The sequence below is a fragment of the Marinobacter alexandrii genome (genome assembly GCA_039984955.1).
GTDB lineage: Bacteria > Bacteroidota > Bacteroidia > Cytophagales > Cyclobacteriaceae > Ekhidna.
In genome coordinates this window covers 2,178,547-2,204,575 of sequence record JBDWTN010000007.1, presented here as the reverse complement: position 1 = coordinate 2,204,575, position 26,029 = coordinate 2,178,547, and the positions used below count along the sequence as shown (strand labels likewise).

Sequence of the window (26,029 nt, the reverse complement as noted above, 5' to 3'; positions counted from 1 at the left end):
CCCTATGAAGAATAGCATTCTACTTATCGTAGCGTTTTTGATTGGCTCTGTAGCTATAGGGCAAGATCAAAAGCAAAAAGACACAGAGTGGGAGCAAAAGTTTGAGCAGCTTGGAACCATGCTGCCAACGCCCAACGTGTACAGAACAGCTTCTGGAGCTCCAGGTCATCAATACTGGCAGCAAAAGGCTGACTACAAAATGAGCATTGTACTGGATGATAATAATCAGTCAATCACCGGTAGCGAGACGATCACTTACTATAACAACTCTCCTGATGATCTAGAGTACCTCTGGGTTCAGCTAGATCAGAACATGAGAGCATCTGATTCTGATTCCCCGTTGATTGGTAGAAGCAGTATGAGGGATACATTAAGCGCCTTTGCAGTATTCGGATTAACTGGCAACAATGATTATGACGGAGGATTCAAAATCAAATCCGTAAAAAGTGCTGGTAAAAACATGGATTACATCATCAATAAAACAATGATGCGACTTGATCTAGAAAAGCCATTGGAATCTGGTGAAAACATGTCTTTCAGCATTGATTGGATGTACAATATCAATAATCGTATGACTGATGGTGGTCGTTCCGGGCTTGAGTACTTCGAGGAAGAAGATAACTACCTGTACACCATCGCCCAGTTCTTTCCAAGAATGGCAGTCTACATTGATAATGAAGGGTGGCAGAACAAGCAGTTTTTAGGTAGAGGTGAGTTTGCGCTGACTTTTGGTGATTATGAAGTAAACCTTACGGTTCCATCTGATTTCGTAGTTGGTGCAACAGGAATGCTACAAAATCCAAAGGATGTACTCACAGCAGATCAAATGGAACGATTCGAACAGGCGAAAAAATCGTATGAAAAACCTGTGATCATCGTAACAGAGAAAGAAGCTAAGAAAAACGAAAAAACAAAAGCATCAGGAACCAAAACATGGAAATTCAAAGCTGAAAACGTAAGAGACTATGGGTTCTGTGCATCTAGAAAATTCATCTGGGATGCAATGGCGGTAAAATTGAGCGATGGAAATGAGCCATTGGCCATGTCTTATTATCCAAAAGAAGGTAATCCGCTTTGGGAGGAGTTTTCGACGCTGGCTGTAAAGCAAACGCTCGAAACTTATTCAAAATTCACCATCGAGTACACATATCCTGTAGCCATTTCAGTACATACTGCATCTATAGGAATGGAGTATCCAATGATTTGCTTTAACTACGGAAGACCCAACGAAGACGGATCATACTCTGACAGGCTGAAGCATGGAATGATCTCTGTTATTATCCACGAGGTTGGACACAACTTCTTCCCGATGATCATCAATTCTGATGAGCGTCAGTGGACTTGGATGGATGAAGGGTTAAATACGTTTGTTCAGTATCTAACTGAGCAAGAGTTTGATGACAACTATCTGGATTATGAATATCCATCTAGAAGAGGACCTGCTGCAAACATTGTTCCTTACATGAGTGGAGAAAGAGGACTGGTAAGACCAATTATGACAAACTCGGAGCAAATCAGACAATTTGGAAACAATGCGTACGCTAAACCTGCCACAGCACTAAACCTTTTAAGAACCACTGTAATGGGACCAGAGCTTTTTGATAAAGCTTTCAAGACATATTCAGAAAGATGGGCATTTAAGCACCCAACTCCTGCTGATCTTTTTAGAACATTAGAGGACGCATCTGCTGTAGATCTAGATTGGTTCTGGAGAGGATGGTTCTACGGTACGGACTATGTAGATGTAGATCTATCAAATGTTCGATGGTTCCAGATGCAAACCGAGCAAAATGGTCTCGAAACCAGAAGCATCCAAGGGGCTGGCCAAGGTATCGACGGAAAAGACGATGGCAAGAAAGATTTTGGTAGCGCTCCTGAGCCATTTGTTTTCCAGGAATGGACAGGTGGTTCTGGTGAGTATCGTCAATCTATGAATCAAGAAAAAGTTAAAAAGTCTGCTGAAGGTAAAAACTTCTATGAGCTAACCCTTAAAAACAAAGGTGGGCTTGTCACTCCAGTCATCATTCAATGGACTTATGCTGATGGTACAGTTGAATTAGAGAAAATTCCAGCAGAAATCTGGAAGATCAATGAAAAAGAAGTGACGAAAGTCTTCATGAAAAGCAAAGAAGTAGCTAAAATTGTCATTGATCCTGATAAGATGACTGCAGATGCATATGAGGACAACAATGTGTATCCTAGATCGGAAGAAGGAGATAGATTTGAGCAGTTCAAAGAAGGTAAGGATTAAGATTTAAAAAGTACATAACCAACCTAAACTATAAAAAGGGGATCATTTTGGTCTCCTTTTTTATTTTCTATCTTTAGCCTCTATTTAAAAAAGCTATGAAAAATCTCACGCTACTAGTTACTGTTTTGATCATTGCATCATCTTGCTCTTCCAGCTCCTCTTCATCAGACAGTGCAGATACACTGGCAATTGAAAGTGAATTTATTGAGTATAGCAATCCACCAGCAGATGGTTTCAATCAAGAAGGGTCAGATCTCTTAGCAACACTTTTAGCTGACAAATCAATGTTGGCGATGGGTGGTCGAAAAGCTTGGGACGACACCAGATACATTTCTTGGAGTTTCTTTGGACGGAGAAATCATACTTGGGACAAGTTGACTGGTAATGTTAGAATAGAAGAACCTGAAAGTGATCTGACTATTCTAATGAATATTAATACCAAGGAAGGAAAGGCAATGAAAGGAGGACAAGAGGTCTCTGATTCCTTAGACTTCTATCTAAATAGAGGCTATGGATTGTGGGTAAACGATTCTTATTGGTTAGTCATGCCATTTAAACTAAAAGATTCTGGTGTGACTTTAAAATATCTCAGAGAAGACACTACTCTCACTGGGGATCAATCAGATGTTATAAGCCTGGCTTTTGAAGAAGTTGGTGTAACACCTCAAAACGTTTACGAGGTATGGATTGATACAGATTCCAAATTGGTGACTCAGTGGGCTTTCTACCCAGATTCTACATCACTTGAACCCAGCTTCATTACACCGTGGGCAGACTATAACAAATATGGAAACATTCTTTTGTCCGGAAACAGAGGTAAGTCTGAGCTGTCTAACATAAAAGTATTAGAGGAAGTGGCTCAAGGAACTTTCGACTCTTTCTGATATAGAATCCGATTGAGCCCACTAAAAATTCTTAGAAGTCAAAAAGACTGCATTTAACGAAACGATGCTAAAAAATATTTGACACTGCTTATTTTACATCCTCTTTGACCAGGCTAATTATTATGCAAAGAGAATCTACATTCATTGTCATTTCTCTCTATGTCGTTCAGGCTCTTTTGGCCCTTATTATCATATTAATATTAAGGAGATTTTATAAAGAGTACCAAAACAAGTACTTCGAATATTGGTCATGGAGCTGGTTGGCAATGATTGTAAATATGCTAGGTTCAGGCCTAGCGTTAAGAAATGTATTCGTTTATCCCGCCGAACACCCCTTTAGACTCGCTGTTTCAATTATCACAATTGCTGCAGGAATTACCCAGGTAGTTTGGCTTTATGCTGGCTCATATGAGTTAAGTCTAAGGAAGCGGCTAAATCAGCGCATTATAATAATATTGAGTATACTATCCGTGCCAATTGCATTTATACTCGTATTCTCCTATTTAAAGATACCGGAAGCTGTCAATCAACGCATTTTTTTTAGAGTAGGAATCAAAGCCCTATTTTCTGCAATTGCTTTTATAGCATCCTCAATACTTATTGTTCGTCTATGGAAAATCGGTATCGGTGTTAAATTCATTGCCATAGCTTTCCTTTTATATGGATTAGAGCAACTCAACTATTTCATTTCATCTGTAGAGTTCTTCACAAATATTAACTCACCAGTTAATTTTCCATATTATCTGGGTATCTACGATCTCTTTTTTCATTCAATGATGGGTATGGGCATGATTATAAGCATGCTTGAGTTTGAAAGGTATGGATTAAAAAAAGCTAATAAAGAACTAGATACCTTTCTATACCATTCATCCCATGACTTAAGAGCTCCATTGACCACCATATCTGGAATTATTTCAGCCATAAAAACTACCAAAGATGAATCCACCATCAAGGAATTTTTAGATGCAGCAGAAGCTAGGATAGCTCAAGCAGATAATGTTATCAGGGATATAATAACACTAAGAAGGGGACAGAAAACTGATGTAGAGATCAGGGAAATTGACTTAAAAAAGGAAATTCAACAGCAATTTGATTTACTACTTGCTCCCAATTCCAAGGCCCCCATTCTTTCAATTTCAGAAATAGGATCATCCAAAATTCATAATGACCCTATAAGACTCCACACAGTACTCATTAACATTATTTCAAACGCAATCAAGTACCATGATTATTCAAAAAAACACCCTAGCATTGACATCTCACTTTGTCAGATAGAGGGTGGAGTAAAATTGAAAATAGAAGACAATGGACCTGGAATTGATAAAAAGCACCTTTCCAAGATTTTCGATATGTTTTACAGAGCAAACCAATCATCTACAGGAACTGGACTAGGTCTTTACTTAGTAAAAGATGCATTGGACAAAATGAAAGGATCCATTAAAGTAACGTCCGAAAAAGGTATCGGCACGACATTCGATATTTTCATTAGAGATTTAGCCTGAACGTTTTGTATTAAAAAGCGATTATTGAAATAAAAAAATATGAAAGCAACATGGAATGGCGAAGTAATCGCTGAAAGTGATGAAACAGTAGTAGTAGAAGGAAATCATTATTTCCCTCCTTCATCAATCAAGCAAGATTTTTTCAAAGAAACGGAGACACATAGTGTTTGCCCATGGAAAGGAACTGCCAGCTACTACACATTAGCAGTGAACGGTGAAGAAAACGCAGATGCTGCATGGTACTACCCGGAAACAAGCGAACTAGCCAAAAATATTAAAGGGTATGTAGCTTTCTGGAAAGGGGTTCAGGTCGGTTAAATCATTTTTTCAAGAAACGAATGAAGTGACTATCTTGACGCATTATATAAATACCTGGACTAAGATTACCAATGAATATTGTTGAAGTATCACCTTGAAGAATTATCCTCCCTGTATGATCTAAGATGGACCATTTACCATTAGAAAAATTATTAATATTGACATAATCCGATGCAGGATTAGGGAAAAGCTTGGGTATCTCTTTCTCCATATTACTTTCAATAATATTAAGTGGGAGTTTGCTACAAAGACTTTGGTTAAAAATCCCTTGCCCCAGAGAATAAATAAATATATTAATCGGGTCAAGAAAAGGGCGTGACACATGAAATAAGACTTCTATTGATCCATTTCCATCAAAATCTCCTACTGCATTGCTTAATGTTCTAGTGATGCCAGTATTTGGACTCAAAAAACCTAACCACTTGAAAGGACCCTTGAGGATTTTAGCGTTAATCTTATCTTGCTCAAAACTTGAACCATCAACTTGAAGAGCATTTGATTCATAAACTCCCTGTCCTTTAAGCGATGATATCATAAATTCATCATAACCATTGGAATCAGTATCAGTAATTGAAAATGCGTAAGTACTAAGGCCTAATTTATTGGGTCCTGTAAAATCTCCAAAAGGATAACTTGGAAGTTTTATTGAATCTACAACTTCAGGAATGGAACCACCTCTAACCAGAAGAGCAGAATATGATGATTCAAAATTGGCTGGTATGATGATTAAATCATCAACCTTATCATTAGAGAACTGGCCGGAAATTATATTATAACCAAGTCTAGAATTAAAACTTCCTTCAATTGTTTTGTCAGGAGTAAAAGACTCTTTGTTTATCGAACCGTAATGAATATCTACGTAATCGCTACTGATTTCAGTAAAGGCAAAATCATCAATACCATCTCCATTTAAATCTCCAATCTTATGGAATCTAGGAGCCAGCAATAAGCGAGAAGAGGATGATACAGTTAGTGAACTAGAAAACGAACCCCCATAAAGAATCTGCAAATCTGCCGAACTCCTTAAAACGTCATCCTTTAAAGCTATGCCAAGGTCATCTTTTCCGTCACCATTAACATCCCCAACAACTTGGAATCCGATGTGATGATTAAAAAAAATGATGCTATCCGCTCCCTTTTCACTTGCTTTATCTTTACCACCATGAATCAAATAAAGATAATCTGATCCTGCTACCTTATTGTTATTTACAGAAATAATAATATCCGAATAATTATCATTATTGAATAATCCGGATTGGATTGTATTAAAAAAATTATCAGCCCTGTCAATTTGGAAGACAAGCTTCTTACAAAAAGCATTAGTGTAAACTTCGACAGAATCAGTATACAAAAGAGCTAAATCGTCAACGCCATCTCCATCGAAATCACCAATATTTTTTGTCATTATTAATTCTGAAACAGAATTATCTTCTTTATAGAATTTCTGATCGTAGTAAACTGTATCATAGGATTTAGGAAAATCGGTCTCAGAATAGACGAAAGAATAAGTGAAATCATTATCATTCTCGTTTGATTCAATTAGTTTGTTTTCAGGATCGATTAATGCTATAATGTAATTGGTTCCATTGCTAATTTTACCATTCAATGAAACAACAAAACTTTGTCTTTCTGAACGATAATTTTCCATATCTGGAACTTGATAGCTCGCTTTACCCAAAAAGATAGAATCTTCGCTATTTACAATCGAAAATGATACTTCTACAGAAGCAGCATTAACTGAATTTCCATAGTGAGTAAAGCCAATTTCTAAAATTGTGGAATTGTCTTCTTCTCCAATAAGGTCTAATCTTGTTGCACCAAGTCCAAAATTTTGACACATTAACACACTTGGAAAAAGAATGAGAAAGCCAAGTAGGACTAAAGGTTTTAAGAATGAATAATTCAAATTCATACAGACTAACTTAAACCATCTTGCTTAGAAATGTTAATTGAAGTCGGTTAAATCACTCTGACTCTGGCTGATATCCTAAAGGCAACATTTCTGCAATTTTGGAAGACCATCCAAAATAGCCCAAGAAAATCACTTTACCAACATCGTAATAGCCATTCTTATAGACTTTCAACGGTTCCCTAAAAAGAACTGTTGAAGTCTGTTTATTATCCACCCCACCCCCAGGCCTAGTCAAGGAATAATTATTCTCCTCAGGTTCTTTTGTATAGATAATACGTAAGTATCCCTTGTAATTGATAACTTTTCCAAGCTCTACTAAATCATCGTTTTTAGTGTATTTAACACCAAGACTATCAATTAAAGCAGGAAGCCTATTTAACCGACTCCAAAGACGAATACTATCCATATTGGAAGTATTTCCCCCAATGCTTAGACTCACAGATCCAGTTGATCTTAGTTCACCTCTGAAGAGAGATAATTTTTGATCAATTAGCTCTTGAGAAGGTCTCTTTTTATTCGGGATCATATGTAGCTCCTGTACAATAAAACCTTCTTCAGAAAACGTATTGGAAATCAATGAATTCAAAAAATGATTAAACGATCCAAGGTATGCTCGTTTCCTTTCTTTTTTCCATCTCTTCATTCGCGCCTTTCCTCTCGATTCCAATTCTTCAAATCTTGGAACTCCAAAAGAGCCAAACTCACCTGTTCGATAGTGCATCTGAAAGTCTTTCATGATGTAGTTCATTCTATAGCCTAACGCTTTATTTTCAATGACTATCTCCTTTCTGGAATGCGCGAACAATCCATTGTCAACAGCATCATAATACAAAAAAATATCTCTGGGATTAGCTATTTCTACTTTAGAAGCATTTTCCGTTCTTCCTAGAAACAGATCTTTGAAAGATGGATAGTTGTTTTCCCATCCAGAAGTATCTGCATTTACATAAACCTCTTTAAGCTCAATCACTTCTTGGTTTAAAGTCACATCAAGAAATGGAATTTCTTCAGAAGAATCAACCTGCCTAAAGTATTCTTGATAACCAACGAACTTGATTATTAAATCATACTTGCCTTCTGAAAAGAAGTCCAAAGAAAAGTTACCATCAACATCTGTAGTCGTTCCGACTAGCGTCCCGGAAAAAAACACATTCGCAAACGGGATTGGCTCATTTGTCTCGGCATCTACAACCTTCCCTTGTATAGAGGATTGTGAGAATGTAGGAATAGTAAAAGCTATAAAAATTAGGGAAAGAATAATTATCCTCATTGACTCAAACTTTGCCAATAAAACGAATAACTATAAAAATAGTTATTACTTTTTTAAATCATAGCTAATGTAAAAGCTCCTCAATACCAGTGTAAGTACAAAAGGTACCAAAGCCTGATGCAGTGGTTGAGGTAAAATCGCCCAGACTAATAACAGACCGCAATACCAATAAGCAAGTACCTTGAAGTAGGTTCGAAAAAAGTTTCTAAATCTTTCCCTTCCAATAAAGAAGATTAATGGTAGATGAAAGGGTATTGCCCACAGAATATTTAGGTTATTTTTAGACATATGCTCTGTTCCAAACCATAGATAAACTACCCATAACCCTACAAATCCAGCAAAGCCAAAAAGCAAAGCATCTATCCATTTAGTGCGCCTACCTGATTTTAAGTTTCTATGTGTAATTAAGCCTGCTATAAAGAAAAGAATAACAAAAAAATTGAATGGCGTCATCCACACTGACAAAGAGCTTGGCTCTTTTGGTATATATGCGTCAACAGATTCTCTCACAAGAGGTAAGATTTCTCCATTTCTCTTCATTGTTCCGCCATCAAAAGCTCGATATACATAGGGAGGTAAAAACATATATTCCTCTGCTGATGCCTCCTGATCTACTTGTAGGCCAAGACCTAGATCTATTCCAAAATCGCCCCAAGCCTGTTGACCAAGATAATCGTCCATCAATTGACGAAAAGTCTTCTCTTCTACTTTATAGCTAAGATCAAATTCAATACGTCTTGGAAAATTTTCCTCTACCACATCCCTGATTTTCGTAGCACAATTATCATAGACATAATGATAGAGATACTCAGCATTCTCAGGTTTCGCATTATTCTGCAAAAAATCAAACAGTTTCTGCTTCTCTTCGAGGTTTAAATTCAGATATTGAAGCTTTATATATCGTTTCAAGTATTTATGTAGACGGAATGAACGCTCCCATTCCCTAACTCCAACTCTGTACTTTAAGAGACCTTTCGCAAAGTTCAAAAAGAAATTTTCTTGCTCAAAGTCATATAAACCATAGTCATAAAACCAATCTATGCCTAACGTAGGGTCTACCACTCGGAATCCATTATGACCAAAAGCAGACCATGGCTCCCCTTGGTATGGACCTAAGGTAACAACAGCTATTTCAGCCTCCTCAGAAAGTTGGATTTGAGATTTTGCTGTGAAGCAAAGAAAAAATAGCAGGCCTATCAATAAGAATCTCATGATTCAAGTGTTTACTTTGTTTAATGTTGGTCAATCTCCACGATAGCATCTCACTGGCTTCAAAGCTAACCCCAAAAAGGATATCTAATGCCTGGAAGATTTGGAGGAGCTATCAACAATCCCAACGATCAGGAAAAGCTGCAATCACCGGTCTTCCCATAAGCATGGCTATTGAACCAACTACCGCTTGCAACCTAAGATGTCCTGAGTGCCCTAGTGGCTTGCGATCGTTCACACGACCAACAGGAAAACTTGATACGCAGCTTTTTGAGAAAATCATAAATGAAGTAAGTGATCATTTGATTTATTTGACTTTTTATTTTCAGGGAGAACCTTATCTCAATCCTCAATTCCTTGACATGGTCAAAATTGCCAATGATCACAAGATCTATACAACCACCTCCACAAACGCGCATTTTCTAAATGATGAGAACGCGAAAAAGACTGTTGAATCAGGACTCAATAGGTTGATTATTTCTATTGATGGTGCTTCTCAGGAAACCTATGAATCTTATAGAAAAGAAGGTGATCTAACCAAAGTACTAGAAGGCACAAAAAATATTTTAAAATGGAGAAAAGAGCTAAAGGCAAAAAGCCCCAAGGTAGTATGGCAATTTTTAGTGGTTAAGCCTAATGAACATGAAATTCCTAAAATCAAGAAACTAGCGAAAGAATACGACGTAGATAAAGTTGCTTTCAAGACAGCTCAGATTTATGACTACCAAAATGGCAGTGATTTGATTCCCAGTATTGAGAAGTATTCTCGATATAGGGAAAATGAGGATGGTACATATTCCATTAAAAACGAACTAGAAAATAAATGTTGGAAGATGTGGCAATCATGCGTAATCACATGGGATGGACAGGTTATCCCTTGCTGTTTCGACAAAGATGCAAGTCATAGCATGGGAAGTATTTCAGATAAAAATTTTCTCAATATCTGGCATTCTCAATCATATCAAAACTTTAGAAAAGCGTTACTTACCTCCCGCTCTGAAATAGAAATCTGCAAAAACTGCACGGAAGGGCTGAAGGTTTGGGCATGATGTACTTATTTCGCATTTCAATTCATCCAAAATGAAATTTGATAGAAAAGGCCGTACCAACGAAGAGCTTCTAGCAATCCATGAAGCTTTAGTAACTCCTAGACTGATTGAGGAGAAAATGTTAATTCTCCTTCGTCAAGGTAAAATCAGTAAATGGTTCTCCGGAATAGGCCAAGAAGCAATTTCGGTTGGTGCAGCTCTAGCTCTGGAAAAAGAAGAATACATCCTTCCCATGCACAGAAACCTGGGAGTATTCACGTCCAGAGGAGTTCCCTTTCAAAGACTGTTCTCACAATTTCAAGGAAAGATCAACGGGTTTACCAATGGGCGAGATCGTAGTTTCCACTTTGGAACTCAAGAATACAACATTGTAGGAATGATCTCCCATCTAGGCCCACAAATGGGAATCGCAGATGGAATTGCCTTGTCTCATCTTCTCAAGAAAGAAGAAAAAGTAAGTCTTGTTTTTACTGGAGATGGCGGTACCAGTCAAGGAGATTTTCATGAAGCAGTAAATGTGGCTTCTGTTTGGAAACTCCCTGTAATATTCGTCATTGAAAATAATGGGTATGGTCTTTCTACACCCAGCAGAGAACAATTCAACTTTGATTCCTTTACTGTGAAGGGCCCTGCCTATGGTATGGAAGCATATAGCGTGGAAGGCAACTCTATTCTGGAAGTTTTGAATGAATTAGAGCCACTCATAGAAGATATTAGAAAAAATCCCCGGCCGATCATTTTTGAAGCAAAAACATTCAGGATGAGAGGCCATGAAGAAGCTTCAGGAACAAAGTATGTGCCTAAAGAACTCATGGAGCAATGGGCAAAAAAAGATCCAGTAAAGTCATTCGAAAGCTTCTTAATTAAGGAGAAAGTTTGCACCAATGATCAAATAGCTGAGATCAGAAAGTCCATCCAAAAAGAAATAAGTGATGCTGTCAAAGAAGCCTTCGCCGAAGATTCTATAACGGCAGATACAGATAATGAAATCGATAATGTCTATTTTCCATATGAGCAGAAGGTTATAGATCCAAAAGGAAAGGAAACCGAGAAGCGTCTCGTAGATGCCATTTCAGATGGGTTAAAACAGTCGCTCGAAAAGCATGATGAACTTATTGTAATGGGTCAGGACATTGCGGATTATGGTGGTGTTTTCAAAATTACTGAAGGCTTCATGGAGCAATTTGGTAAAGAGAGAATTCGAAACACACCTCTTTGCGAAGCTGCTATTGTTGGTACAGGGCTAGGTTTAAGTATCGCGGGTATGAAAGCAGTGGTAGAAATGCAATTTGCAGATTTCGTTACCGAAGGCTTCAATCAGATTGTAAACAACTTGGCAAAGATTCACTATCGCTGGGGCCAAAATGCAGATGTAGTTGTGCGTATGCCAACAGGAGCAGGAGTAGGGGCAGGGCCGTTTCACTCACAATCAAATGAAGCTTGGTTTTTCCATACACCGGGGTTAAAAATTGTCTACCCATCAAATCCACATGATGCTAAAGGATTATTAGCAGCTGCCATAGAAGATCCTAACCCTTACTTATATTTTGAGCACAAAGCTCTTTACAGATCCTTATCAGGCAATGTCCCAGATGCTTATTATACTACTGAAGTAGGAAAAGCTGTTGTAAACAAAGAAGGATCAGATTTATCCATAATCACTTATGGAATGGGGGTTCATTGGGCGAATCAAATTGCTGATGAATTGGAAGCGTCCATAGAAATCGTTGACTTGAGAACTTTACTTCCGTGGGATAAAGAAGCTGTAAGAGCATCTGTTCAAAAAACTGGTAGAGTTCTCGTTCTTCATGAAGATTGTCTCACTGGGGGTATTGGAGCAGAAATATCAGCTTGGATTTCAGAACATTGGTTTGAGTCTCTGGATGCTCCTGTTATGCGAGAAGCCAGCTTGGATACTCCCGTTCCATTTGCTGCTGATTTAGAGAGAAACTTTTTAGCCAATTCTAGACTAAAAGAAAAAATTGAGGCTTTAGCTAACTACTAAAACTTCACCCCAAGATCAATAGAAAAAATGGTACTGCGCAGCTGCAGGTCTCCAAATCCAGTAGCTGCTTCATTGACTACATTCACGAGTCCACGTTGATAAGAGAAGCCACCAAACAGGGTTGTATTTATCCCTGCTCTGTATTCAATCCCCGCACCCAGTATTACAGGAATATCAATAGGGGTAAATTTTTCAACAGTAACGAAAGATGGATCTCCTGGCTCATCAAATACTTTAATTTCTAACCCAGAGCCGACTTGCAGATAAGCTTTAAAATCCGGAGCAAGCTCATTGGTGAAAAGCTTTAGCGTAACGGGCAGCTGTAAATATTGAATTGTATATTCTTCCTCTACCGTTCCATCAGCATTTCGAAAAGCTACCTGCTTTGGTAGGTACATTAACCCGGAACTAAGGAAGTAGGTGTCAGATAGGGTTTTATCAGCTATAAGCCCAACGGAAAACTTCAGTTTCGAGCCGTCATTTTCAACGGTTTGAGCATCATTCTTGGCTCTGTTGGAAGATATAACGGGAGCTAATTTCAATCCCAATTTTACTTGAGCCATTGAACCAATTGATAAAAGTATAAGGAGAGAGAAAAGAAACTTCTTCATGTATCGTTGTTACTTCTAAATTTGTGCCAAAAATAGATAGTATGCGAGTAGTCCTCCTAATCATTTGCGTTGTTTTCTTATCTTCTTGCAACACTGAGTCTTGCAGAGATTCAGTAGAGCCTTTGGATGTTATGTTAGAAGTAGAGCGTTTGGAGCAAGAATTGTTCAAAAGTAGTTCCGCCGATGAGGTAGAAAAATTCCTGGAATACCATGTGGATTTTGCTCAATTTTTTCTTCACTCAGACCAATATCCTTCAAATGATATTCTGGCGAAAAGCATCTTTGATTTAATCCAGAACCCCTCCATTGATACCCTTTATGAGGAGTCTTCTCAAGCTTTTAAAGATTTCAATGAAGTAGTAGCCAGTCTTGAAGAGGGACTGGGCAGGTTGAAGGTTTACTATCCCCAAACACCTTCGCCTATGGTTCAAACAGCAGTTACTGGTCTTTACAATGATCTCTTCATTTCCAATGAACACATCATGATTGGAATGGATTTTTTTATAGGAAAGAATGCCTCATATAAACCGCAGCAAATTCCTGATTACATATTGAGCAGATACACCACCGACCATTTAGCAGCTAGCATTTTACAATTTATCTCAAGTCAATATATTGCTACAAGTCTAGGAGATGCTATGCTCAATGAAATGATTGATTATGGTAAGTCATACTATCTCTTGAGCAAAATATTACCATGCACTCCTGAGCGAATTCTAATCGGATATACAGAAGAAGAATGGAAAGATGTTTTCGATAATGACGCTATTATCTGGGCAAACTTTGTCGAAAATGAATTGCTTTATGAAACCAGCCATAAGAAAAAACAAAAATTTTTAGGAGAGCGGCCAAATGTCTATGAGATTGGAGAAAAGTGCCCTGGAAGAATTGGCAGATGGGTTGGTTGGCAAATCGTCAATTCGTACGCAAAAAAAACTGGTGCTACATTGGAGCAAATCATGTCTGAACAAGACGCAAACAAACTATTTACTCAATCTGGCTACAAGCCATCAGGCGGTTAGAATGTAAACCTCAGAATCTGTGACTTCAAACTTGTATTCATTGTTAAGAATCTTCAGGAGTTTGGTTACCTGAATATCCTTATCATAATAGAGTTCTGCTAGTTTTCTCGCATTTCGCTGGTATTTAACAAGCAACTCAGGAGATTCCAAAAATACTTTCAATTTTCGCACGAAAGCAGATCTTGAATATGGGTTATGATGAAACCCACATTTATTCTTATCTACTAAATTCTTAATCCAACCATCGAAGTTGATAATTGTCAATTTTCCTGCCGCCAACGAATCAAAAAACTTATTCGGACTTCCTGTTCCTAATACTTTTACATCTTTGAATGAAACGTAAACCGCATCACTCTTATCTAAGAGGTTTTTCACACATTGCTTACTTGAATGTGGGTAAAACGAAACATTTTGTAATCGCTTAGCTGAAGCTTTTAATCGCTTCATTTCCGAGCCATAACCAATCATATTGAAATGAACGGGCAGTTGAGCTTCCCTACACTGCTTTGCCGCTTCAATGAAATTTTCCAAATGGTTCGCCTTACCTATTGCTCCGCAGTAAGTAATCTGAAATTTATTATTATCACTAAAATCTCCAACGCTGTACTCTGCTTCAAAAAAAGAACAATCCGCCATATTGGGAATCACATAAACACGTGTGTTGGGGCTTACTTTCTCGATATAATTTCTAATTGCTGGAGAAAGCGCTATGACTTTTTCTGCTTCAAAATAGAATCTCTTTTCTAATGAATAGAGCCATTTTTTAAGCCATTTATTCTTGATTACACCCATTTGTACAGGCGCTTCTGGCCACAAATCACCAACTTCAAAGTAATACGGAAGGTTAAGTTCTTTCTTTAAATGAGTGGCAATAAAGCCTGTAGTAAGCGGAGTAGTCATCACGTAAGCTAGATCATGCTTTGAGAGCCCTTTAGCCTCTTTTTTTGCACGTTTCACAAAAGACCAAAAAGACCATAAGCGTTGTGCAAATCCAAAGCTGTTATCATATGGGACAGAGAGGTAGTGAACTTCAATTCCATTGATCTTTTTGACTTCATATGGGCCATTATGTGCTGTGATCATCGTGACCTCATGACCAGCATCAATCAATCCTTTTGCCAAATAGTAGGATCTAATTGATCCCCCTTCTTCAGGCGTTTTAAAGTATTGATGGATGTATAAAATTTTCACTGAACCTTAAAGATGTAATCTTATTGAAAAAAACCAAATTGGTTTTCGAAGAAAACAATCAACCCATCGGTAACTAGTAAGGAAAGCTTGAGATTATTAAAATAAAATAAGATTAAGAAAGGTTTTTCTCAAAATATTTACAAAAATTAGTAATCTCACATTTATCACATTTGGGAGATCGGGCAAGGCAAACGTATCTACCATGTAGAATCAACCAATGGTGCGCTCGTGAGATATATTCATCTGGAATATGTTTGACTAGTTGTTTTTCTACCTCAAGAGGTGTTTTAGCTGTTTGAGTAACAAGACCTAATCGTTTTGAAACCCTAAAGACATGCGTATCCACAGCCATAGCAGGTTGATTGTAAAGAACCGAAACAATTACATTGGCTGTTTTTCTTCCTACCCCTTGCAGAGATGTTAAATCCTGTATTGTATTCGGGATTTCCGAATTGAATTCCTCTACCAATCTTTTGCTAAGTGCTAGTAAGTGTTTGGTCTTATTATTTGGATAGGACACACTTCGAATGTAAGGGAACAATTCATCAAAGTGACTAGCCGCCATATGTTCAGGAGTAGGAAAATCTCTGAATAAGGCAGGCGTAACTTTATTGATCCTTGCATCTGTACATTGGGCACTAAGCACCACTGCCACAAGTAGCTCAAACGGATTGGAATACTGAAGTTCTGTTTCCGGTTGTGGGTAAGACTCTGAAAAGTACGTTACGAACGCTTCAAATCTTTCCTTTTTAGTCATTGTTCAAAGTTATATTAGATGCATATGCAATCTAATGTCTAACTTCTAGCATCTAACTACTTACGGAAAGGTTTTTCGAAGCATACAGAATTCTAGAAACAACCTCCTTTGGGGCCTTAAGCGTTAAAGACTCCAAAGCAGACTTTGCTTCTTCTAATTCATCCAATTTTGTTCGGAGTTCCATGTCAGCACACAGCGATTCTTTCATTTCTAATCGCTCGTCCTCATTTAGCTCTTCGTATAGAAATCTTACTAAATCATTTTTTGTAAAGGTTTTTGTCATACGCGTTTTGGGTTTGCTCAAACTTTTTTCTCAAGTTTATCAATGCATACCTCATCCTTCCTAGCGCCGTGTTGATACTTACATCTGTTGCATCAGCAATTTCCTGAAAGCTCATCTTCATGTAGTGTCGCATCACGAGCACCTCACGTTGAGAGTCCGGTAAATCCTTGATGAAGGCTTTTAGAAGGTTGTAGGTATCTTGTTTGATATGTTCTTCCTCAATAGACGACTCTGAAAAATCAAGTGTGTTAAACACACTGCTCCCATCTTCCATCACGATCATAGGATATCGCTTGGCTTTTCTGAAGTGGTCTATAGACAGGTTATGAGCGATTCTAAGAATCCATGGAAGGAATTTTCCTTCCTCGTTGTACCTGCCGGATTTGATGGTACGAATTGCTTTGATAAAAACCTCTTGCATGAGATCTTCCGCAGTGTACCTGTCTTTTACAATTAAATAGATAGTGGTAAAAACCCTGTCTTTATGACGATTGAGGAGTTCCTCAAATGCCTCTTCGTTTCCTCCAATATAGAGGGATAGCAATTCGCTATCGTTCAAACCTGTCTTGTTCATGTATTTCACCTGTTTGTTAACGTAGAGGTCTATATCATATTGTATGGTTAAGGGTTTGAAATAATTTTGTGAGCAAGATTATAAAAATTAAACAACTCGGAAAAGTAAGCACCTTATTTTTGCACTGCTTGAAACCGAATTCTTTTGTTAGTGTTTCATAGACAGGCATACCCCTAAAATGGTTGGAAAAATTGACAAATTAGATCCCAAAGAATACATTATCATCAAAGGTGCAAGGGTAAATAACCTCAAAAACCTGGATGTTGCAATTCCTCGTGATCAACTCGTGGTAATAACAGGGCTTTCAGGTTCTGGTAAATCTTCCTTGGCATTTGATACACTCTTTGCCGAAGGCCAAAGGAAATATGTAGAGAGCCTGAGTTCGTATGCTCGACAGTTTTTGGGGAGAATGGAAAAGCCGGAAGTCGATTATATCAAAGGAGTTGCTCCTGCAATAGCTATTGAGCAAAAAGTCTCCTCAAGAAATCCTAGGTCAACCGTTGGTACAACCACAGAAATCTACGATTATCTCAAACTATTGTTTGCAAGGATTGGAAAAACCATATCTCCTACTTCTGGCAAAGAAGTCAAAAAAGATACTGTCACAGATGTTGTCAACTATATATTATCTCATGACGAAGGAGTAAAGTTGATGATTACTACCCCTTTAAAGCTGAAAGAAGATCGAACGCTGACCAAAGAGTTTCAAATTTTGATGAGTAAAGGATACACCCGAGTACTCATTGATAGTGAAGTTGCCTTCATTCAAGACACCTTAGATACTAAAAAAGAACCCAAAGGAGAAGTAGAGATTCTAATAGATCGAGCAGTAGTACAAAGTGATGAAGCAACGCAGTTTAGATTAGCTGATTCCGTTCAAACTGCCTTTTTCGAAGGAGAAGGTGATTGTACTGTGACCCTTGTTGATAAAGGACAAAAAAGCTTTTCAGATCGTTTTGAATTAGATGATATCATATTCGAGGAGCCAACAGTCAATTTCTTCAGCTTCAATAATCCTTATGGTGCATGTAGAAAGTGTGAAGGGTTTGGAAGAGTTTTAGGCATAGATCCTGATCTTGTCATCCCAGATAGAAATCTTTCTGTCTACGAAGGCGCAATTGCTCCATGGAAAGGGGAAACCATGAAAAAATGGGCGGAACCTCTCCTTAGAGACGGAATCAAGTTTGATTTTCCTATCCATCGTCCAATTGCTGAGCTCTCACAAAATGAATATGATCTCCTATGGACAGGCAATGAATACTTTGAAGGATTGAACGCGTTTTTCTCCCACTTGGAATCAAAGCTCCACAAGATTCAATACCGAGTGATGCTTTCTCGCTACAGGGGAAAGACTACTTGTCCGGATTGCAGAGGCACTAAGCTTAGAAAAGATGCAAGCTATGTTAAAATTGATGCGCACTCAATTACCGACTTAGTATTAATGCCCGTTAAAAAGCTGAGGCCATTTTTTGACTCCATCAAACTGAGTAAGCATGATGAAAAAATAGCAAAGCGAATCCTTGAAGAAATCAAAAATCGTCTTTCATATCTAGATCAAGTAGGTTTAGGTTATCTCACCTTGAATCGATTAACCAGTACCCTTTCGGGTGGAGAATTTCAACGAATCAAATTGGCTACATCGCTGGGTAGCGCCTTGGTAGGTTCCATGTATATATTGGATGAGCCCAGCATAGGACTTCACCCTAGAGATACTGACCGATTGATTGATGTTTTGAAAACACTTCGAGATGTTGGCAATACAGTGATTGTAGTAGAGCATGAGGAAAAGGTTATGGAAGCTGCAGATCAAATCATTGACATTGGTCCAGATGCTGGAGTTTTTGGTGGAGAGCTCGTCTTTCAAGGTAAAACTTCTGAGATGAATGGAGATACTAATTCATATACCTCCAAATATCTTCAGGGAAAAGAATCAATACCTGTTCCGGAACGCAGGAGACCTTGGAGAACTTCAGTTCAGATAGAAGGAGCAAGAGAGAATAACCTAAAAGACATCAATGTTGAAGTACCATTAGGCGTGCTTACAGTTGTTACGGGTGTAAGTGGATCTGGAAAGTCCACATTAGTGAGGAAAATAATTCACCCTGCCATTGGTAAGCAATTAGGGTTAATCGGAGAGGCATCAGGAAAGTTTACGAATCTGACAGGAAATTATAAGAAAATAACTCAGGTTGAGTTTGTAGACCAGAATCCTATCGGCAAAAGTTCTAGATCGAACCCCGTTACTTATGTCAAAGCTTATGATGCAATACGGCAGCTTTTTTCTGATCAGCCCCTATCAAAAACGAATAATTTCAAACCTGCACATTTCTCTTTCAATGTAGATGGTGGAAGATGTGAGGTCTGTGAAGGTGAGGGTACAGTGAAGATTGAAATGCAATTTATGGCTGATCTCCACTTAACCTGCGAAAATTGTGGTGGAAAAAGATTCAAGAAAGAGATTCTTGAAGTCAAATATAATGACAAGAATATATCAGAAGTACTTGATCTATCTGTTCAGGAAGCCATCGAATTTTTTGAGGGTAATAATGGAGTTACCAACAAGTTAAAGCCGTTATTTGATGTGGGGCTCGGTTATGTGAAACTTGGACAAGGATCTAATTCTCTAAGTGGTGGTGAGGCACAAAGAGTAAAACTTGCTTCTTTTCTTTCAAAAGGAAGTAAGAATAGCAACACAGACCACATCCTCTTCATATTTGACGAACCTACAACCGGTCTCCATTTCCATGACATCAAAAAATTGCTAGATGCAATCAATGCATTAGTAGATGCAGGAAACTCTGTGATTATCATTGAGCACAATACAGAAGTAATTAAAAATGCCGATTGGGTTATCGATTTGGGACCAGAAGGAGGGGAAGAAGGAGGGACCATTTGCTTTACCGGACTCCCTGAAGATATGATCAAACTCAAGGATAACTATACTGCCCAATACTTGAAGGAGAAGCTAGCTCCAAATCACTAATTATTCATACTGATACTTGAAAGCTATCGACTTATCATCTGATAACGCTCTTTGCTATTTATTATCTTACACTTTTTCACCCTAATTTTTGCCTTTCATAGTATTGGAGCAGTCATGAATAAAAATTCTACTAAAAGAATACGTGACATTCTATTCTTTTCATTCTTTCTAATGTTTCACCTATCAGGTGCTCAAGATCTTAACCGTAGAGAAATAGATGAATTAAATAGGGAAGCATTTGAGAAAATGCAATTCAGGAATACTGTTGATGACGCTTACAGCCTTGCCAAAACTGCCTACTATGCTTCCTCAAAACATGATTTTCAAAAACATGTAAGTATGATTCCTATGGCAAAATACTATATAGCCAAACTCAAATTTGATACCGCAGAACAAATTCTTATCAGGAGTAAAGAATTTCTCCTAAAAAACAATCACGAATATATAGCTGCATATGCCCATACATACTTAGGCATTGTGTATTCTAGAATGGAGAATATCGCTCTGGCAATCTATAATTATAAAGAAGCCGAAAGACTAATTAATCAAAGTGATCATTATTTGATGAATCATATCTATGGTGGTCTAGGGAGTACTTATGAAAGAAAAGGAGACTATACCAAAAGCCTTGACTATTACAATAAGAAGCTGGTGATCAGTCAAAGCGCAAGAGAAAGAATTCAAGCGTTAAACGGCATATCATGGTCTTATTCTTATTTAAAGAATTTTAAAAAATCTATCGATTTTGCAAAAGAATCTCTGTCAATGGTCAATGATTCTAACCTAAGCCTTATTTTAAAAGTAGATGTCTATGACGCGTTAGGACATGCCTATTCTACATCAGGAAACTTGGATAGCGCTATATATTACTACGATCTACTCATTGAAACAACACCCAAAGAACAGCAGCATCACTTGTCAGCATTTGCCGCTAAAAAAGGAACACTCTATTATCAGCTTGGAGAATTTGAAAAAGCCATTGATAATCTATCTCGTGCTCTTTCGATGAAAAGTCAATCACAGTTTTCCGTGAATCAGGGGTCAGACTACTTTTACCTAAGTAAAAGCCATGCAGCATTGGGAGAAATCAATGAGGCCTTGACAAACGCTCATATGTCATTAAAGTTTGCAAGGAAAAAATCTAACATCAACGAAATAAGCAATACTTCTAAACTTATTTCCGACCTGCTCTATTCTAATGGATCACTAGATAGTTCCATCTATTATTTAAGGTCAAGTCTTGCATATAGAGATTCTGTTTTCAATAACGAAAAGCAAAAAAGATTTGCTGATCTGAGAGTCGAAATTGAGACATTAGAAAAACAGAAAGAAATTGAACTCCTGAAGAAAAAACAAGAATTAGATAATGCAAAAAGAGTCTATCTACTTATCATAATCATCGCAATGGCAGGTCTTTCCATTGCAATAATTTTAATCCTAAAAAATCAACATAAGAACAAGCACAGAAAGCAAAAAATTAAACAGTTAGAACTCAGACAAAAAATAGAGAAAAAGGAAGTTGAATTACAGCAACAGACCTTACACATGATTAACCTGAACAATAGTATTTCTGAAGTGGAAGAAAAATTACAGACGGTTAAACAAAAGGAAGTTGTATCAAGCCAAGATGTACAAAAAGTACTTAGCAACATCACACTTAGTAAATCCATGGACAAAGAGTGGCAACAACTTGAGTCTTACTTTTGTAATATTCATCCAGAATTTAACAGCAATCTTTTAAGTAATTCGGGCAAAATTACCCATCAAGAACGCAGATTAGCTGTGTTAATCAAATTGGATCTCACTAACAGAGAAATATCAAATCTTTTAAATATTGAACCGAGAAGTGTAAGCATGAATAAGTATAGACTCAAGAAAAAACTAGGACTGAGTGATTCAGAAGACTTGACACTATTCATTCAGAAAAAGTGAGTAGACCCAGGAATTATTACTGTAGAATCAAATACTTTCTCATTCTGTGGTTAATACTACCAACATTCGGCGTATCGTTAGGGTTGCCTTCAATAATTCCTGATAAAAACCCAATAGACTTTTCCTCGAAACCAAGCGACTTTGCTACCCTTTCACAAAATTTAATTTCACTAAGAAGCACCTTGCCATCAATCTTCATAAGTTTAACAATATAAATGAGGATATCAACTTTATCATCAAAGCCAAGGTTCTGAACTAGATTTCTAGTTTTATCTGCATTTTTAAGCAGCTCTTTCAGCTCTTTTAACGATAAGCCTTCAAGATCAGCTAAATGTCGAATAAAGTCTTTTTCAGAGCTATCAAACTCCCCGTCTGATTGTGCTATTCCGACCAACGCCCTGAATTTTACAACATCTTTCATAGATCAACTAAATGTTTACTCTCACAAGATGATAAAATCCTATTTATTATCTTGAATGTTATTGATCAAACAACGATTTAAGTCGTTGAATAGCCGAAACTCTAAATATTTGGCTAGTTGTAAAAATACGCTTCGAGTTCTCTCATATTTTTATCATTCACCTCTACATCGTATTTCACTTGTCCTCCTTCTATTAGAATCACACGATCACATGATTCAGCAATGTTTTGAAGGTTGTGACTTGATACTATGACAGACCTTCCCTGACCTTTCTGAGCCCTTATCAACTTTCGAAGTTTTGCTTGAGAAGTAGGATCTATGTGAGCAAATGGTTCATCCATGACAATATATTTTGGGTCTCCGGCTAGTAGAGAAAGCACTCCAATTCTTACTTTCGTCCCTGTAGAAAGATTGCGAATGTATTTCTTGTTTTCATCGATATCCTTATTGGAAAACTCAGCATATTTTTCGAGCAATTCCTCTACTCCAAACTGGGAATTCTTCATCTTTAAAATAAATGTCAAATATTCCTTTGGCTTCAAAAACTCAATTAAGAATGACTCATCAATAAAAGCATTCAAATGATTTTGCCAATCTGCTGATAAATTTACGTGGGCGTCTTCCACCGAGATAAAACCATCATCAGGTTTGAGAAGATCCAGCATAGACTTGAAGAATGTAGTCTTTCCAGCTCCATTATTTCCTACAACTCCAACACACTCACCTGGATGTATTTCAAGAGACGCTATATTCAATGCCTCAACTCCATTAAAAGATTTCCTAAGGTTTTGGACTTTAATCACGCTTTAAAACTTTGAGAAAGGTGATACTTCTTGTTTTGATATCTTTTTGCAATCAGATTCGTTATCTGCGGAAATAAAATCAATCCCATTACTCCAATAAATCCTAAGACCCAAATTGCATTGTTGCCTAAAAACACCTGAGCGATCCCATAAATAAAAAGAGGAATCAACATCACCAAGAAGCTACTCACGAAAATGGGTCCTGTCATCATTCCATTGTAGTTCATAAATGAGTTCTCCGTCAAAACAATTTTTGTGTTATTTAAGGTAGACCTGTACAAGACAAGAGGGATGGTAATGCCTATATTGTATAAAAAAACCATGAACAAATCCAACCAGTTTAAGCCATTTATAGCAGTCGGAATGAGTGCTAGCATCAATCCAATTAGGCACGCACCAGCATAGAATAGATATCGTGTTTTGATAAAAACCTTTGGGGAAATATTTGTAATCAGAAAATCAAAATAGCTACCCTCCCAGCCTAAAGAATAAACACCATGTTGAATAATAAAAAACCCCGTGATTATGAAAAAGACTAAAGTATCAATCATACCAGCATCATTATCACTATCTATAAGAAATGGCAGTATTAAAACACTTATTAATCCAAATAAAAGGTTACTCCTTGTCCGCTTATTTCTTGCCAACAAAGCCCACTCAAGTTGGATAATTGGATTTTTAAAGCTTAAAACAGGCAATGAGTCTAATAAACCAGGCTTCTTATTCTCTTGATATACATCCCTTTTAACAATGGCTGATTGAGTCACATAATAAGCTCCTGTTATTGCTAGAATTAGAATCATTAGAGCAGTCAGTGGTGACACCACTACTCCTGAAACACTAAACTCAGGAATAAAAGCAGTTAAAACCAAAATAAGAACAACTACCCCAACCACTGAACTTTTAAACCATCGATTAGCAAATTGAGCAATCAGCCCAATAAAGTGATTTGCCAACCACCAAAGTACAATCGAAAGCATCGCCGCTCCACCAAGCCATTCACCTGCTTTAGCTGTAATCATTAACATTGTGATCGCTATTACAAAAGGAACAATCCCAAAAAGCGAAGTAAATAGGTATTGAGAGGCAATTTGTTTGGATTTATTGCTCCAAAGTATATAGTATCTAAGCTTCGGTAGAGGTCTTCTAAACACCAAGCGGATACTTAAATCCAAAAAGATGTAAATCATGAGTAGTAGATCATATTTTACCTCCTCCTTACCAAAAAACTCACTTACATAAATAGCATAGCTTTCTAGAGAGGAATAGGTATATGATACTGAACTGCCAAAAAGAATACCCAGAATGACAAAAGCAAAAATTTCTCCGTCAAACGAAGGGCTTCTCACAATAGATTGATAGTGATGTCGTACGTAAAATAGATCCATTCCTACACAATTTTAGGAGATAGTAATGCTAGGTTAGTATCATTGCAATCTAAATACTTACACTTGGACATGAGAAAAAAGATCGTTGCTGGAAATTGGAAAATGAACTGTTCACTTCCAGAAGGAAAAAAACTAGCTTCTGAGGTAATACATATGGTTCAGGACCAAGTCCAAAATAATGCTGAAGTAGTTTTAATACCTCCATTTATTCATCTGACTGGGATTCATAACCTCATAGGTACTTCCCAGCAAATCTTTCTAGGAGCGCAAAACTGTCATCAAGATGCAGAGGGCGCCTTCACAGGCGAAGTATCAGCAGCTATGCTCGTTTCATCTGGAGCTACTCATGTTGTCCTGGGTCATAGCGAACGCAGAGAATATTTCGGAGAGACTGATGAGCTTCTTGCTGAAAAAGTAAAGTTTGCTTTGGAAAACAACTTAGTACCTATTTTTTGTTGTGGAGAAAAACTAGAAGTTAGAGAAGCTGGAAATCACGAATCTCTTGTTGCTATACAAATAGAAAAAGCACTTTTTGGATTATCAGAAAATGAAATCAAAAATGTTGTAATAGCATATGAGCCTGTATGGGCTATTGGGACCGGCAAAACCGCCACTGCAGATCAGGCACAGGAAATGCATGCTTTCATTAGAAATGAAATTGCCAAAAAGTATTCTTCAGAATTAGCAGAATCTATTCCTATCCTCTACGGAGGGAGTGTAAAGCCAGGAAATGCGAAAGAAATTTTCTCTCAACTTGATGTAGATGGAGGTCTAATTGGTGGCGCAAGTCTGAAATCCAAAGATTTTGTGGATATTGTAAAAGCCATTGATTGATGGAATTCATCACCATTAAAGTCAATTGTCCAGTAGACTTGATTGATGTGTTGATCGCCGAACTTTTCGAAGTTAGTTTTGACTCTTTCCAAGAATTCGATGATGGTTTTGAGGGTAGCTGTGATAAATCCGAATTTTCTGAAAAAATAGTAAATGAGATCTTTTCTAATTATTCTAATGTCAGTTTTGCCATTAAAGAACAGGAAAAAGTTAACTGGAATGAAGAATGGGAAAAAAACTATGATCCAATCATTGTTGAGGATAAATGTATCGTAAGAGCATCATTTCATAATCCTCAACCACAATTCGAGTACGAAATTGTAGTCACACCCAAAATGTCGTTTGGAACTGGCCACCATGCGACAACTTATCAGGCTCTGGCCTACCAAATGAAACTCGATCATCAGGATAAAAAAATCCTTGATGTGGGCACAGGAACAGGCATTCTTGCAATTATGGCCAAGAAAAGAGGTGCCTCTAAAATCGTTGTTACAGATATTGATGACTGGTGCATAGAAAATAGCAAAGAGAATTTTGCGTTGAATAATGTGAATGATGTGAGATTGATTCAAGGCCAGATTGAGGAGGTGGAAGAATTAGGTTTTGATATTGTCATAGCCAATATCAATAAAAACGTGTTGATGGATCAAATCAATGAGTATGCCATGCGTTTAAAAACTGATGGTCAACTGCTGTTAAGTGGTTTTTATGAAGAAGATGTTGAAGATTTAGTGACTGAAGCTTCAAAATATCAACTAAAAAAGATCCAAACTACCAGCAAAGATCGATGGGCAATGGTCGCCTTGATAAAATACTCCGTCTAAAACAGT

The 26,029-nt window shown here is 37.4% G+C and carries 22 protein-coding genes; 11 read left to right on the top strand and 11 right to left on the bottom strand.

Annotation, left to right across the window (positions count from 1 at the left end; translation table 11 throughout):
- Positions 1–4 precede the first annotated feature (4 nt).
- From ABJQ32_15985 to ABJQ32_15970, 4 genes are all read left to right on the top strand, one after another.
- Positions 5–2,251, top strand: coding sequence for a M1 family metallopeptidase (locus tag ABJQ32_15985; GenBank protein MEP5291154.1), 2,247 nt, complete (start codon positions 5–7; stop codon positions 2,249–2,251).
- A gap of 95 nt (positions 2,252–2,346) precedes the next feature.
- Positions 2,347–3,135, top strand: coding sequence for a hypothetical protein (locus ABJQ32_15980; protein MEP5291153.1), 789 nt, complete (start codon positions 2,347–2,349; stop codon positions 3,133–3,135).
- A gap of 122 nt (positions 3,136–3,257) precedes the next feature.
- A complete protein-coding gene (locus ABJQ32_15975) occupies positions 3,258–4,637 on the top strand; it encodes a HAMP domain-containing sensor histidine kinase (GenBank protein MEP5291152.1) in 1,380 nt (459 codons plus the stop codon).
- Positions 4,638–4,676: 39 nt separating this feature from the next.
- Positions 4,677–4,955, top strand: coding sequence for a DUF427 domain-containing protein (locus ABJQ32_15970; GenBank protein MEP5291151.1), 279 nt, complete (start codon positions 4,677–4,679; stop codon positions 4,953–4,955).
- A 1-nt stretch (position 4,956) separates the two neighbouring features.
- On the opposite strand, the gene ABJQ32_15965 is transcribed toward ABJQ32_15970, so the two are convergent.
- Genes ABJQ32_15965 through ABJQ32_15955 form a run of 3 tightly spaced genes read right to left on the bottom strand, consistent with a single transcriptional unit; the run spans position 4,957 to position 9,349 of the window.
- Entirely contained in the window at positions 4,957–6,867 is a 1,911-nt protein-coding gene (locus ABJQ32_15965; GenBank protein ID MEP5291150.1) for a T9SS type A sorting domain-containing protein, read from the bottom strand.
- A 52-nt stretch (positions 6,868–6,919) separates the two neighbouring features.
- On the bottom strand, positions 6,920–8,137 hold the full coding sequence (locus ABJQ32_15960) for a carboxypeptidase-like regulatory domain-containing protein (GenBank protein ID MEP5291149.1): 1,218 nt from the start codon (positions 8,135–8,137) through the stop codon (positions 6,920–6,922).
- A gap of 45 nt (positions 8,138–8,182) precedes the next feature.
- A complete protein-coding gene (locus ABJQ32_15955; GenBank protein ID MEP5291148.1) occupies positions 8,183–9,349 on the bottom strand; it encodes a DUF4105 domain-containing protein in 1,167 nt (388 codons plus the stop codon).
- A gap of 23 nt (positions 9,350–9,372) precedes the next feature.
- On the opposite strand from ABJQ32_15955, the gene ABJQ32_15950 reads away from it, so the two are divergent.
- Positions 9,373–10,395 (top strand): radical SAM/SPASM domain-containing protein, encoded by a 1,023-nt coding sequence (locus ABJQ32_15950; protein MEP5291147.1) that lies wholly within the window; start codon positions 9,373–9,375, stop codon positions 10,393–10,395.
- A gap of 31 nt (positions 10,396–10,426) precedes the next feature.
- Positions 10,427–12,400, top strand: coding sequence for a dehydrogenase E1 component subunit alpha/beta (locus ABJQ32_15945; GenBank protein ID MEP5291146.1), 1,974 nt, complete (start codon positions 10,427–10,429; stop codon positions 12,398–12,400).
- Here ABJQ32_15945 and ABJQ32_15940 read toward each other — a convergent pair.
- The gene (locus ABJQ32_15940) at positions 12,397–13,011 is read right to left on the bottom strand and encodes a porin family protein (GenBank protein MEP5291145.1); all 615 of its coding nucleotides are present in this window, start codon (positions 13,009–13,011) and stop codon (positions 12,397–12,399) included. The two genes, ABJQ32_15945 and ABJQ32_15940, sit on opposite strands and share 4 nt — an antisense overlap.
- Positions 13,012–13,052: 41 nt before the next feature.
- On the opposite strand from ABJQ32_15940, the gene ABJQ32_15935 reads away from it, so the two are divergent.
- Positions 13,053–14,033, top strand: coding sequence for a hypothetical protein (locus ABJQ32_15935; protein ID MEP5291144.1), 981 nt, complete (start codon positions 13,053–13,055; stop codon positions 14,031–14,033).
- Here ABJQ32_15935 and ABJQ32_15930 read toward each other — a convergent pair.
- The 4 genes from ABJQ32_15930 to ABJQ32_15915 all read right to left on the bottom strand — a co-directional run bounded on the left by ABJQ32_15930 (position 14,022) and on the right by ABJQ32_15915 (position 16,838).
- Positions 14,022–15,224 (bottom strand): glycosyltransferase family 4 protein, encoded by a 1,203-nt coding sequence (locus ABJQ32_15930; protein MEP5291143.1) that lies wholly within the window; start codon positions 15,222–15,224, stop codon positions 14,022–14,024. The two genes, ABJQ32_15935 and ABJQ32_15930, sit on opposite strands and share 12 nt — an antisense overlap.
- A gap of 112 nt (positions 15,225–15,336) precedes the next feature.
- Entirely contained in the window at positions 15,337–15,981 is a 645-nt protein-coding gene (gene nth, locus ABJQ32_15925; GenBank protein ID MEP5291142.1) for an endonuclease III, read from the bottom strand.
- 52 nt (positions 15,982–16,033) lie between these two features.
- A complete protein-coding gene (locus ABJQ32_15920; protein MEP5291141.1) occupies positions 16,034–16,264 on the bottom strand; it encodes a hypothetical protein in 231 nt (76 codons plus the stop codon).
- Positions 16,239–16,838, bottom strand: coding sequence for a sigma-70 family RNA polymerase sigma factor (locus ABJQ32_15915; GenBank protein ID MEP5291140.1), 600 nt, complete (start codon positions 16,836–16,838; stop codon positions 16,239–16,241). Before ABJQ32_15915 ends, ABJQ32_15920 begins: the two co-directional genes overlap by 26 nt.
- A gap of 178 nt (positions 16,839–17,016) precedes the next feature.
- On the opposite strand from ABJQ32_15915, the gene uvrA reads away from it, so the two are divergent.
- Both uvrA and ABJQ32_15905 read left to right on the top strand, forming a co-directional pair.
- The gene (uvrA, locus tag ABJQ32_15910) at positions 17,017–19,821 is read left to right on the top strand and encodes an excinuclease ABC subunit UvrA (protein ID MEP5291139.1); all 2,805 of its coding nucleotides are present in this window, start codon (positions 17,017–17,019) and stop codon (positions 19,819–19,821) included.
- Positions 19,822–19,935: 114 nt separating this feature from the next.
- The gene (locus ABJQ32_15905) at positions 19,936–21,753 is read left to right on the top strand and encodes a hypothetical protein (GenBank protein ID MEP5291138.1); all 1,818 of its coding nucleotides are present in this window, start codon (positions 19,936–19,938) and stop codon (positions 21,751–21,753) included.
- 16 nt (positions 21,754–21,769) lie between these two features.
- Here ABJQ32_15905 and ABJQ32_15900 read toward each other — a convergent pair whose 3' ends face one another.
- The 3 genes from ABJQ32_15900 to ABJQ32_15890 form a co-directional block, all read right to left on the bottom strand.
- Complete coding sequence (locus tag ABJQ32_15900; protein ID MEP5291137.1) at positions 21,770–22,174, bottom strand: hypothetical protein; 405 nt, start codon at positions 22,172–22,174, stop codon at positions 21,770–21,772.
- Positions 22,175–22,287: 113 nt separating this feature from the next.
- Positions 22,288–22,977, bottom strand: coding sequence for an ABC transporter ATP-binding protein (locus tag ABJQ32_15895; GenBank protein MEP5291136.1), 690 nt, complete (start codon positions 22,975–22,977; stop codon positions 22,288–22,290).
- Positions 22,974–24,365, bottom strand: a complete 1,392-nt coding sequence (locus ABJQ32_15890) for a DUF5687 family protein (protein MEP5291135.1) — start codon at positions 24,363–24,365, stop codon at positions 22,974–22,976. Before ABJQ32_15890 ends, ABJQ32_15895 begins: the two co-directional genes overlap by 4 nt.
- A gap of 69 nt (positions 24,366–24,434) precedes the next feature.
- Between ABJQ32_15890 and tpiA the strand changes: the two genes are divergently transcribed.
- Together tpiA and prmA are read left to right on the top strand one after the other, a co-directional pair.
- Positions 24,435–25,199, top strand: a complete 765-nt coding sequence (tpiA, locus tag ABJQ32_15885; GenBank protein MEP5291134.1) for a triose-phosphate isomerase — start codon at positions 24,435–24,437, stop codon at positions 25,197–25,199.
- A complete protein-coding gene (gene prmA, locus ABJQ32_15880; protein MEP5291133.1) occupies positions 25,199–26,023 on the top strand; it encodes a 50S ribosomal protein L11 methyltransferase in 825 nt (274 codons plus the stop codon). Before tpiA ends, prmA begins: the two co-directional genes overlap by 1 nt.
- Positions 26,024–26,029 lie beyond the last annotated feature (6 nt).

Coding starts and splice junctions, on each gene's coding strand:
- ABJQ32_15915 (MEP5291140.1), bottom strand. CDS start 16,838: ATGAACAAGACAGGTTTGAACGATAGCGAATTGCTATCCCTCTATATT.
- ABJQ32_15965 (MEP5291150.1), bottom strand. CDS start 6,867: ATGAATTTGAATTATTCATTCTTAAAACCTTTAGTCCTACTTGGCTTT.
- ABJQ32_15975 (MEP5291152.1), top strand. CDS start 3,258: ATGCAAAGAGAATCTACATTCATTGTCATTTCTCTCTATGTCGTTCAG.
- prmA (MEP5291133.1), top strand. CDS start 25,199: ATGGAATTCATCACCATTAAAGTCAATTGTCCAGTAGACTTGATTGAT.
- nth (MEP5291142.1), bottom strand. CDS start 15,981: ATGACTAAAAAGGAAAGATTTGAAGCGTTCGTAACGTACTTTTCAGAG.
- ABJQ32_15970 (MEP5291151.1), top strand. CDS start 4,677: ATGAAAGCAACATGGAATGGCGAAGTAATCGCTGAAAGTGATGAAACA.
- ABJQ32_15890 (MEP5291135.1), bottom strand. CDS start 24,365: ATGGATCTATTTTACGTACGACATCACTATCAATCTATTGTGAGAAGC.
- ABJQ32_15985 (MEP5291154.1), top strand. CDS start 5: ATGAAGAATAGCATTCTACTTATCGTAGCGTTTTTGATTGGCTCTGTA.
- ABJQ32_15955 (MEP5291148.1), bottom strand. CDS start 9,349: ATGAGATTCTTATTGATAGGCCTGCTATTTTTTCTTTGCTTCACAGCA.
- ABJQ32_15960 (MEP5291149.1), bottom strand. CDS start 8,137: ATGAGGATAATTATTCTTTCCCTAATTTTTATAGCTTTTACTATTCCT.
- uvrA (MEP5291139.1), top strand. CDS start 17,017: ATGGTTGGAAAAATTGACAAATTAGATCCCAAAGAATACATTATCATC.
- ABJQ32_15980 (MEP5291153.1), top strand. CDS start 2,347: ATGAAAAATCTCACGCTACTAGTTACTGTTTTGATCATTGCATCATCT.
- ABJQ32_15900 (MEP5291137.1), bottom strand. CDS start 22,174: ATGAAAGATGTTGTAAAATTCAGGGCGTTGGTCGGAATAGCACAATCA.
- ABJQ32_15950 (MEP5291147.1), top strand. CDS start 9,373: ATGTTGGTCAATCTCCACGATAGCATCTCACTGGCTTCAAAGCTAACC.
- ABJQ32_15940 (MEP5291145.1), bottom strand. CDS start 13,011: ATGAAGAAGTTTCTTTTCTCTCTCCTTATACTTTTATCAATTGGTTCA.
- ABJQ32_15945 (MEP5291146.1), top strand. CDS start 10,427: ATGAAATTTGATAGAAAAGGCCGTACCAACGAAGAGCTTCTAGCAATC.
- ABJQ32_15935 (MEP5291144.1), top strand. CDS start 13,053: ATGCGAGTAGTCCTCCTAATCATTTGCGTTGTTTTCTTATCTTCTTGC.
- ABJQ32_15905 (MEP5291138.1), top strand. CDS start 19,936: ATGAATAAAAATTCTACTAAAAGAATACGTGACATTCTATTCTTTTCA.
- ABJQ32_15920 (MEP5291141.1), bottom strand. CDS start 16,264: ATGACAAAAACCTTTACAAAAAATGATTTAGTAAGATTTCTATACGAA.
- tpiA (MEP5291134.1), top strand. CDS start 24,435: ATGAGAAAAAAGATCGTTGCTGGAAATTGGAAAATGAACTGTTCACTT.